This window comes from Flavihumibacter sp. UBA7668, from assembly GCF_002483205.1.
In the GTDB taxonomy this organism is placed as follows: domain Bacteria; phylum Bacteroidota; class Bacteroidia; order Chitinophagales; family Chitinophagaceae; genus Flavihumibacter.
In genome coordinates this window covers 908,882-920,104 of the sequence record NZ_DLHM01000004.1, presented here as the reverse complement: position 1 = coordinate 920,104, position 11,223 = coordinate 908,882, and the positions used below count along the sequence as shown (strand labels likewise).

Genomic DNA, 11,223 nt, shown 5'->3' with positions numbered 1-11,223 from the left:
CAGAATGAATCCCACCCGAAGGATGCCCATCGGGTGGGAGAATTTGTTTATTGAAGTGGATCGAAACTTCCACCCCATTCATTGTTCTGTTCCAGTATATTTTTAGACTGGGAAATCTGATTGGGTGGAATGGCATAAAACCAATGATTCAAATCAAAGTTAAATTTAAAGGTTTCATCTCCATCCAGGTTATCTATATAGCGGGCGGAAAACTTTGAACGAACGGATGCCGTCATAATATTGTCGGTAGGCAATGGTAATGCTTCACCGTCTTTAATAGTTATATACAAACCATGGCGTGCACCCTGGTTATTCAGGATATCATACCGCTTCCACCGGCGCAGATCTCCAAATCGCTTGTTTTCAAAAGCAAACTCAACCTGACGCTCTTTTATATAGGATTCCCGAAGATCTGCGGTGGATGTTGCAGTTATTCCATAGTTACCATCAACTCCTGCAGAGATACCTGCCCGATGGCGAATATCTTTCAGCACCTGTAGTGCTTCGTTGGTTTTACCCAATTCATTGGCAGCTTCGCCATAGTTCATCAGGAGCTCTGCAAACCTCATTTCAATCCAGTCTGTTTGCCCCTGGTTGGATAAGGCAGCTACAAGTGTTGTATCCAACCCCTTACGTTGGAAAAAACCGGTAATGCCTGCATTTCCCGGCATGGAAGAATGGATCGTACTGAGTAAATTTTCATATTTACTGTTCGCTGCATCCCATTTCCAAACATTCCAGAAACTATTTCCTTTTATGTAAACTGGGGAAACTTCATCCGGGGTTGGATAGGGTGAGCCACCAAAAAATACGGTTGAATAAAAGCGGTCATCTCTGTTGGTATAGAAATCATTCAGGAATTGCGCATTATATGCAGGGTCATTCAGTTGATCTTTATCAAACTCCAGGGCAGAACCATCCCGCTTTGGGAAAGAAAGCAAAAGGGATAATATTGGTTGATTTGCATTGGAAGCATCTTTTGTCAATGGCTCGGGCCGGATTACATTAAAATTAACCGCATGCCCGGGATGATAAAACTGATTTACCATTATGACCTCCTTATTTCTTTCCTGGTACCAGATTTTACGGAAATCGGGATGGAGGGTATGGCCTTGCGAAATACCAAAGTCAACAGCTGCTTTACAGGCATCATAAGCAGCCTGCCAGCGAGTCTGATTATTGGCTGGATTAAATAGAGGACTTGCATAGCTGAGTAGCACACGACCTTTCATTGCCATGGCAGCCACTTTTGTAATGCGGCCATAATCAATAGCCGTATTGCCATATACACCTGGTAAGAGAAGAATGGCACTATCAAGATCCTTTATAATCTGGTCAATGCATTCAGAAGTTTTATTCCTGGGTTTAAATAGCCCTTGCACATCCTTGGCATTCTGCTTATGTAATATAATCGGAACACCGCCCACATTATTGACCATGCCCCAATAGGTCCATGCTCTCCAGAACTTAGCTTCACCAATGTGCTGGTTTTTCTCCCCTTCCGTTAAAACACCGGCCGGTAAAACTTCCATTTCATCAAGAAAATAATTTACCCGATCAATAAAAGTATAATTCAGTGCGGAAGTGGTAGCATCAACTGAAATAATTCCTCGTTGATAATTACCCAAACTCTTAGCTACAGAGATACCCTCATCTGTTGCATTTCCATTAAAAGGCCAGCCGGGCATTTGTCCGCCATAAATATCATTCAGAAAAGCTTTGATCATAACCGGATCTTTCCAAACATTATCCGGAACGATCGAATTCGTATTTTCATAATCCAACCCCTTTTTACAGGAAGCAAGTAGCACTCCGGCAGCCATCAGCCAGGTTAGCATTCCTTTTATATTTATTTGCATTTTCATACTGTTACTTTTTTTACTACTTATAGCGATACATTAACACCGAAATTGAAATTTTTCATCGTCGGATAAGAGAATCCATCACCTAATTCCGGATCATAGAAATTCTTTCCAAACCTGCTGATCATGAATAAATTGGAACCGCTAAAGAATAATTTGAGCCCCTGCATTCCGATTTTATGAACGTAGCGGTCAGGTATCTGATAGCCCACATTTAATAAACGCATTCTGAGAAAACTTGAATTTTCCAACCAAAAACTGCTTTCAGAATTGGTTACCCACTGTGTACCGTCATTAATAGAATATCGTTTTGGCAAGCTTCCAGTAGGATTTTGCTCAGACCAGCCATTAGTATACCAATTACGCCACATACGGTTCCATTCCACGTTGCCGGTTACCAGGTTATTAACATATCGGAACTGATTAAAATTTCCGCTGAATGTAGCATCTATGGAAAAGCCTTTCCATTCCAAGCCCAGGTTCAGGCCAACTGAAATCGGATTATTTTTTTTCTTTAGTGTTGTTATATCCCAGTTATCAATTATACCATCCGGTTTTCCATCCAAACCGCTTAAGTCTTTGTAGATAAGCTGCCCCAATGCAGGGGAAACACCGTTCCACTTATAAGTTGGATTGGCAGCCAATAATTTATCAAGATCTGCCTGCGTCCTTATCATACCGTCTACCTCATAACCTGTAATTCGCGTGGTTGAATTGCCCGGATTTTTTTGCCATGGATAGGTGATATTCTGATCCTGTATTACATAATTGGCATTTCCATAGGCCAGATTTACATTGGTATAATAATTAAGCTGACCGGAATTGTTTCTATATCCTATCATTGCTTCAATTCCACTTGCTTTGATCTCTCCATAATTGGAGGCAGGAATGGATCTGCTAAAAGTGGGTGGAACGGAATTAATCCGGCTACCCAGAATATCATAGGTTCTCGTTTTATAATATTCCAGACTTGCTGTAAAATGCTGAAGGAAATTAATATCCACTCCAATATTATAATTCATGGATTTTTCCCAGGTTAAATTAGTATTAACGAGAGAGCCATAGGTAATACCCGGATTCGTTACTCCGTTAGTTCCGAAGAAAGCTGAATTGGCTGAGGAATAGGATTGCAACCATTGCCATCCGCCAATGCCATCGTTACCAACCAATCCGGCAGAAGCGCGTAATTTCAATAATTCTACATTTTTCACCTTACTGAAAAAATTTTCTTTGGAAATAATCCATCCTGCAGATGCTGAAGGAAAGAATCCCCATCGCTGGTCAGGCGAAAAATTCATGGATCCATCATATCGATATGCGAAACTCGTCATGTATTTATTATCATAATCATAAAAAAACTGACCAACCCAGGATTTTCTACCGGTAATAAATTCGGGGGTTCCATTGGCATAACTATCCAGACGATCGCCACTGGCTGCCCACCACTGATCGGTTAAATAAACAGGAAAACTTTCACGTCCGGCAAAAATGCCACCACCTTTTGCTTCGGCTTTTTCATAAATCAACCAGCTTTTTATATTATGAACAGAATTGAAGGTTCGGTCATAGCTTATTTGAAAATTTAACTGATAATCATTGCTCCATCCATAATCTTCTCTTATAAAACTTCTACCCACCTGAGAGGATCTTTTGAGCGTAATCAGATCATTGTCATCCGTACTGATCTGATGGAGTCCGGTTTTTTTCATTACCCACATGTTATATTGTTTCATGTAGGATTTACTTCGGTTATTGGTATAGGATTTATTAAACTGGGCAGAAGCACTTAATCCTTTAATAGCCGGAATCCGATAGGTAGCCTGAAGGTTAAGAATTGGTTTGATTGCATTTCCCTTAATATACCCACCATCTCCGCGAACCTCTGCTCCAACATTTCCGATCCAGCCATAATCGATCGGGTTACCACCGTCGGTCCACACTGGCTGATCTGGTTGCCAGAGCAATTGCTTTCGATAAATTCCTTGTATATCACCTATGGATGTATTCGTTGGCGAATACGTAAGATTATTGTTCACCGTTAGTCCGGCAAACAGACTTAAATTTTTAGTCAGGTCTGCTGTAATATTAGCGCGAAGATTATACTTATCATAGGTCAGGTTTTTCATGAATGCACCCTGTTTGATATAGGAGCCTCCAACAAAATATTTGATTTTGTCTCCACCACCGGAAATCCCCAGATTATGAGCTGTTGTTGAAGGATCTTTCCATACAGCATCCAGCTGGTCATAGCCCCATCCATTGTTGATACCCCGGAAATATTCAAGATCATCCTCCGTCCATTTCCACCCGGCAGGATCAGAAGTTGGATTGATTCTATTATACAATTCACCGGTTTCCACCGCACTGGTCAACTCCGCATTTTTCCCTCGTTTTTCAAAACCGGTGCTGAAGGAATAGTTGATCTGTGGTTTTCCGGATTTACCCCGGCGTGTTGTTACAACAATTACACCACCTGCTGCTCTTGATCCATAAACTGCTGAAGAGGCCGCATCTTTAAGTACTGAAATGTTTTCTATATCATTTGGACTAAGGTTATTGAAATCACCTGCACCGCTTACTTTTCCATCGATCACAAATAATACATTCTGCGCATTAAACGAAGTTCCAACCCTTACACTTATACCGGGCTGTGTTCCAGGAATTCCATTTGGCGTACCTACCCGAACTCCGGCCATTTGCCCGGCAAGAAGATTACCTAATGATGTAGTTGGGGTATTACGGCGGGGTTCATCCATCTTCATAGTTACCACGGAACCCGTCAGTAATTCCCGCTTTTGTGTTCCATATCCTACCACAACCAATTCCTCCATACTACCATCCTTCCTGGTTAATTCAATTAGTAAAGGGAGGTTTCCTGCGGTAAATTTTCCAGTCTGAAATCCAACCATAGAAACAGACAGTCGGGCATTTTTTGGTACACTAATTTCAAATCTTCCATCTGCATCTGAAAGTATTGTTGTATTCGTACCATCAACAACAATAGTAGCTCCCTGTAATGGAGCCTGGTCTTCGGAAGCAACTACACGGCCTGTAATTTTTACATTTCCCTGTGCCAAAGCGGCAAGAGAAAGAAGCGTAAAACAGCCGATACAGATTGCAGTAAATAGCAATTTCGTTAGTTTACTCATAAATAAATAGTTAGAATTTGGCTAAAATGAACCTTGTCTTAAGGGAATAATTAAGTACCCTAAAATTTGTTAAATAAACCAACTGCCCCAACAATGAAATTGACTAGGTTTGATGCTATTTTTGCAGGATTAATTTTTTTATAAAAACCGATGTATTATCAGTATCTTTTCAAAACCAGTTTCAAAAAGCCATAACTGAGCAATGCAATTCATATACGAAAACTTCACTTTCCCTCCTGATCAATCTTTCACAATTCGATCTGAATTTTTAGAAATTAAAAAATATCAGTCTTTTCGCTGCCATGTTAATTATGAGATAGCATTATTAGAAAACTGCAGCGGAAAGCGATTCATTGGTGATCACATAGCAGATTTTGAAGGAACTGAATTAGTACTGATGGCTAGTTATCTTCCCCATTGCTGGCAATACTATCAAACCATTGATGAGCATGCTCCTGCTCACGCAATAATTATTCATTTTTTTCCCAATTTTCTGGGAGATGAAATCTATTGCAAACCGGAAGCCAAACATCTGAAGCAATTGTTTGCGGATGCAGCAAATGGAATCTTATTCTCCGGTGAAACGATTATCAAAGCCAAAATGATCATGCAGCAAATGTTGTATGAAAAAGGGCTTATCAGAGCGGCATTACTTTTACAGTTATTGGATTTAATGGCAGGTTCACCTACAGCTCATCAGTTAAGTTCACCTGGCTGCAACATAATTGAAAGTTCCAATGAAGCGAATAATATTAATAATGTTTTTGAATACATTTTCAAGAATTTCAGAAATAATATTACACTGGAGGAAGTAGCAGCTATCATACCAATGTCTTCCTCTGCATTTTGTCGTTTCTTCAAATCCAAAACAGGACGTACACTGACTGCCTTTATCAAAGAATTACGGATTGGCCATGCATCCAAGCTATTATTGGAACATACGCACAATGTATCTGAAGCCTGCTATAACAGTGGCTACAATAATATTTCCAACTTCAATAAGCATTTTAAAGAAACCCATGGAATATCACCCAAGCAATTTTTAAAACGCTATCAGATGTCAGATACAGATGAAATTTAATAATGAATCAATCCGGGTTTTTAAACGAATAAAATTCATTTACTTCCACCCACTTCTGTCCTTTTTCTGTTCCAGGTATGCCTATTTGATAATTTTCCATCAACCGATTCCATTCTGCACATCGTTTATCACTTGATTCTGCCAATTTACCCATTTCACCCAAATCAGCGTCAATGGGAACAGTAACGGTCATTACAACCACATGTTGGTACCTGAATAGTTTTATTTCGCGATATCCTGCTTTTTTAAACCCGGCTTCCACTTCAGGCCAGATATTTTTATGATACTCGAGGTATTCGGCTAATTTTTTATTGTCCGGATGAATCATTACCACAAATAGATGTTGTTCTTCCTTTATCTCCTTACAGGAGATAATAGTTAAAATTAACAGCATACAGAACAGGTACCTCATCGTAGATATTTTTGATATTATTATTCTCCTCTTATCTAAAGTTCCAATAAATAAACAACATGAATAGTCCTAGCAATATCCATCCCAACCAAACCATTCTCAATTCTTTTCCATTTGTTTTGTCAGTTTCAAGCAGGGTAGGTAATGATGTAGGAATAAGGGCAGGTTTGTATACCATAGATACAAAAACAGCTACCGTCAATAATCCAACAAAAAGATAAACAGATAAAATCAGAAAATGTGGCCAGAAGCCTGCATAGGGAAGATTTAACACATTACAAATACCGACCAGCAAACAAATCAACCCTCCCCCATACAATACAAATTCTGCTGCTGTACTATTCATTCTTTTCCAAAGAATACCTGTTATAAACACCACTGAAAGAGGGGGTGCCAGAATAGAAACCATACCCTGACTTAATTCAAAAAAACCTTTCCCTGATCTGGAAAAAAGAAAAGCAATACCAATTGCTAACAGACCAGCTACCACAGTAATCCATTTACCTATACGAATTCTTGCTTTATCATCCAATTCCCAAATTCTGCCCGCAATATCTAATGTAAAAACAGTACTGAAAGAATTCAATCCGGATGAAACCGTATCTATTAATGCAGCAATAATTGCAGCAAGGCATAACCCTAATAATCCGGCTGGCATCAAATTCGTCACCAGTGTTATATAGGCATTATCTTCCTGTGCCAGATCCCTGTATAACACATAACACATCATTCCTGGAAATATAAAGATCAGCGGCATAATTATTTTTAGTACTGCCAGCAACAAAGCACCGAATTGACCTTCTTTCAAATTTTTTGCCGCCAGTACTTTCTGTACAATAGTTTGATCTGCACACCAGTAATAAATGGCAACTACAGGATAACCGGTAATGATAGCTATCCAGGAATATTGAGGATCTGAAGCCGGTCTGAATAATTTCCAGTAATCATCCGGAACGGCAGTTACAAAACGGTCGATACCACCAATTTGTTTCAACGCAAGCCACGACAAAATGATAGAGGAAACTATAATTATGACCGATTGAAAAATACCGGTTCGAACCACCGCTTTTAATCCGCCTACAGCAGTAAAACTTGTTGCTATAATGGTTACCACAATCACAGAATACATCAATGGCCAGCCAAAAATCTGGGAGATGATTAAGCCGCCTGCGTACAATGCACTACCCAACCAAACCAGCAGAATGGAAATTAAACTGTATATAGTAAGAAAATTATAACAGCGATTTCCGAACCTCAGTTTTAGAAACTGTGGCATTGTACTGATTTTTGTAGCGAGGTAATGTGGCAGAAAAAACATAGCCAGGATAAGAAGAAATATCCAGGCCAGCCATTCAAAATTACTTCCTACCACACCATGCGAAAATCCTATACCGGCAAAACCTATTAACATCATTGGTCCGGCGTTTGCGCTGAACAAACTCAACCCAATTTGCCACCACCGTAACATTCTGCCACCAAGAAAAATATCGGCATTACTCTTTGCAGACTTTCTGTTCAGATAGAATCCGATCAATAGTAGCAGTATTATATAAACTACCAATACGATAAAATCCAATGTCGAAAGTGTAATTTTCATCAGTTGTTTCTTTAAGCCTGTTACATATTAACTACCGGAGAATATTTCATAACATTGTCTTTACTCCAGATTCGATGCACTATAATTTTCCTGTTATTACTCCAATAATCCCAATCAATTCGTATGGGCAGTCCCTCTACTTCAGGAAAAATATATTTTCCATTTTTCCAATCAGGTTTGACCATAAAATATTCTTCGAGACCAAACATGATGGAATACAGGTATTCAACAGGACATTTTTCAGGAGCAGTGGCAAGGAAAGAGGCTGTATACAGGGAATAACCGCCTGAAGAAAAATCGATACCCTGTTTTACTGCCAGATCACGCACTTCTTTCCATTCCTGAATACCACCTAAATGTGTAGGTACTGGCTGCAGGTGTTTAACTCCGGCATTAACAAGAGCGGGAAACATTTTTCCGGACCGTTCAGATTCGCCATAAGCAATTTTTGTATTGGATTGTTTGCAAAGTTCTTCTATGTCTGCATAGGCAGCGGAGTGTATGGGCTCTTCCAACCAGGCGATATCAAGGTCAGACACTTTGTTTAAAAATTCAATCGACTGGCTTAATGTCCATATCTGATTGGCATCCACAGCCAGTGCTACCTGATTTCCGATTAAGCTTCTGACAAACTTTATCCGCTCAACGTCTTTTACCATGTCAGTTCCGAAATTACGGCCGATTTTCATTTTAACGCAATCTGCACCTGCATCCAGAAATTTCCCGATTTCTTCTTCCAGTTCCTTGAAACTGTAATTGGTTCCTCCCCCACTTCCATACATTCTTGCCCAGTTTCTGTCTGCGTTTAAAAATTTATACATCGGCAGCCCCTTCCTGCGGGCCGCGAGATCATATAGTGCCAGATCCAACTGACCCAGTAATGCAGCCGCCTGCCCTCTGAATCCCTCATTTCGAATCGACCAATACAACAATTTGAATAATTCTTTATAAGGCAACCCATCGTTATAAAATAATATCGGAAATAAACATTTTTCTAAAATGTTTATATAGGTATTAAATATTGGTGCTTCACCAATATTTCCATCTTCATCTTCAATTGTAAGGATAGACAGACCAAATTTATTAAAAGGTCCCATAGTTGCATCCTGAAAGGGAGTAACAGTAGGAACGGGTTCAAGTACTCTTAATTGTACACGTTGGATAGAAAAGGTTTCCAGGTCGATTTGATGCATTTTAAATCTTGTTATTTTTTGCTTCATTAATTCTTTTCAGCAAGTTCTGGTATAGGGTGGATGGTAGTGGCCCCTGCATTATTGCGGTCAGGGTTTCTTCCAGTTCCTGTTGATTGGAAGGTCCAAGTACGATTTTAATGGGAAAGGGAATATTCTGTAAAAAGCGAAATCCGAGTGAGGTAAGTGATAGCTGATTCTCGTCCGCTACCTTTTGCAGTTTTAGTGCAGCATCCACTGCCTGCTGATTCAGCCAGTTTGGACAGGTTTCTGTAAACTCCTGAAATCGCCGGCCCAGCAATCCCATATACAGAGGACTGGCGGCCCAATACTCAGTGTTAGTGTTCAGGCATTCTGGAAGCGTTGATGTCAATGCATCCGTACAGCAGGCATTCAGGCGATTGTATTCCATTACAATATCAAAAACCCCGTCGTTCAGGTATTTTGAGAAGGAGGATGGATAGTTTCCACCCAGTCCAATTTTTCTTGCATAGCCGCGCTTCTTAAATGCCTGCATTTCATTTACAGCTGCTTCTACCTGATGGATTGGAATAGCAGCCGGTTCATGCAGGAAAAGCACATCAAGTACAGAACACCCTAGTTGAACCAGGCTGTTTTCAACACTTACAACCATACTGCCGGGAGTATAATCATATATTCCCTGATCCGAGGCATAACTTTTTAGACGACCAACTTTGGTACTGACTAAAGGAGGCTTCCCTTTCCATCTCCGGAGGGCTTCACCTGTAAATGCTTCACCATCACCGTAGGCGGGTGCTGTATCTATATAGGAAATTCCGCTTGCAAGTGCACTCAGAATAGTTCGAACAGAGGATTCGGGATCGGTCGAACCCCATACCCCACCAAGGCCGGCCGTACCCAATACATAGGAACCCAATTGGCAGGAATCTCTTTCGGTCATAGTCATTTAGCTTGCAATTACTCTCTGCCATAAAGCTAATTTTTTTAATGTATCGGCCTGCAAGGATGTTGCCCATTACTTGTGTTATTTTGCCCGGATTATTTTTTCCAGGGAATTTTTCCTGTCCAGGATTCCGGGAGCTTTTTTATTCCAAACAATTTTGCAAGTACTACAGCTGTATTTTTATTGCTATTGTAAAAGATTGAAGAACTAATATGCTTAATTTTTGGTCCGGTCAGTGCCCAGGGCACCAGCATTTCGTCCATACTCAGGCCACCATGTCCATTTGCCGGATGCCCACCATGGTCGGTGATAAACAGGAAATAAGTATCCTCCAACAAACCGATCTTTTTTAACCCGGACACAAAGCGCCCCAAGGCAGCATCTGCTTCTTCCAGCGCCTGTATATATTCAGGCGACATCCACTTATGGTTATGCCCCGCATGATCTGTATGCACACTGTATAGAAATATCAATTGCGGATTATTCTGCTTTGTTTGAATAAAATCAATGGCTCTCTGGTAACTGCTGTCGTATCCGTCATTTTGTTCAAAAAATACATCATCCAGGTATTTCTGATTAAATGGTTTGATCAGATTCGCCCAGTTATAATAAAAAGCCGTTTGAACGCCAGGCACCTGGTCTTTCACCACTTTAAAAATGGAAGGAAAATAACCATCCGCATCGGTTTCAATTGCCTTCAGTGTATGTTTGTTCAGGTTCCATTCATTGGAGGTTACACCATGTTCTTCTGGTCCGGCTCCGGTCAGGTGACTTGTCCAGTTGGGCATGGTAACCGATGGCATGACGGGTCTTGTGGTAAGTGATAAAATCCCGCTGGAAAATAAGGTATCAAGATTTGGGTGCCTTGCTTTTTGATACCCCGGAACACTATAGCCATCCAATCCAATTACAACAATCCTTTTGTTTTTCTTTTGTGAAAAAGCGGAACTGAAGCCAAACAAAAAGAGAAATACATAAACAGGTAACTGAATTGATTTCCTGAACAT

8 protein-coding genes are annotated in these 11,223 nt (G+C 40.3%); 1 reads left to right on the top strand and 7 read right to left on the bottom strand.

Going from position 1 to position 11,223, the window contains the following annotated elements:
- Nucleotides 1-47 precede the first annotated feature (47 nt).
- A complete protein-coding gene (locus B2746_RS11920) occupies nt 48-1,865 on the bottom strand; it encodes a RagB/SusD family nutrient uptake outer membrane protein (RefSeq protein ID WP_290793989.1) in 1,818 nt (605 codons plus the stop codon).
- Between the two features lie 20 nt (nt 1,866-1,885).
- Nucleotides 1,886-5,011 carry a SusC/RagA family TonB-linked outer membrane protein gene (locus B2746_RS11915; RefSeq protein WP_290793986.1) on the bottom strand — a complete coding sequence of 1,042 codons (3,126 nt, stop codon included), beginning with the start codon at nt 5,009-5,011 and terminating at the stop codon, nt 1,886-1,888.
- Nucleotides 5,012-5,408: 397 nt separating this feature from the next.
- Between B2746_RS11915 and B2746_RS11910 the strand changes: the two genes are divergently transcribed.
- Nucleotides 5,409-6,092 carry an AraC family transcriptional regulator gene (locus B2746_RS11910; RefSeq protein WP_290793983.1) on the top strand — a complete coding sequence of 228 codons (684 nt, stop codon included), beginning with the start codon at nt 5,409-5,411 and terminating at the stop codon, nt 6,090-6,092.
- A 7-nt stretch (nt 6,093-6,099) separates the two neighbouring features.
- On the opposite strand, the gene B2746_RS11905 is transcribed toward B2746_RS11910, so the two are convergent.
- The 5 genes from B2746_RS11905 to B2746_RS11885 form a co-directional block, all read right to left on the bottom strand.
- Complete coding sequence (locus B2746_RS11905; RefSeq protein WP_290793981.1) at nt 6,100-6,486, bottom strand: L-rhamnose mutarotase; 387 nt, start codon at nt 6,484-6,486, stop codon at nt 6,100-6,102.
- A gap of 49 nt (nt 6,487-6,535) precedes the next feature.
- Nucleotides 6,536-8,101 carry a sodium:solute symporter family transporter gene (locus B2746_RS11900; RefSeq protein WP_290793980.1) on the bottom strand — a complete coding sequence of 522 codons (1,566 nt, stop codon included), beginning with the start codon at nt 8,099-8,101 and terminating at the stop codon, nt 6,536-6,538.
- A gap of 20 nt (nt 8,102-8,121) precedes the next feature.
- Entirely contained in the window at nt 8,122-9,294 is a 1,173-nt protein-coding gene (locus B2746_RS11895) for a mandelate racemase/muconate lactonizing enzyme family protein (protein WP_290793977.1), read from the bottom strand.
- Nucleotide 9,295: 1 nt separating this feature from the next.
- A complete protein-coding gene (locus B2746_RS11890) occupies nt 9,296-10,213 on the bottom strand; it encodes an aldo/keto reductase (protein WP_290793974.1) in 918 nt (305 codons plus the stop codon).
- Between the two features lie 98 nt (nt 10,214-10,311).
- The gene (locus B2746_RS11885) at nt 10,312-11,223 is read right to left on the bottom strand and encodes an alkaline phosphatase family protein (RefSeq protein ID WP_290793971.1); all 912 of its coding nucleotides are present in this window, start codon (nt 11,221-11,223) and stop codon (nt 10,312-10,314) included.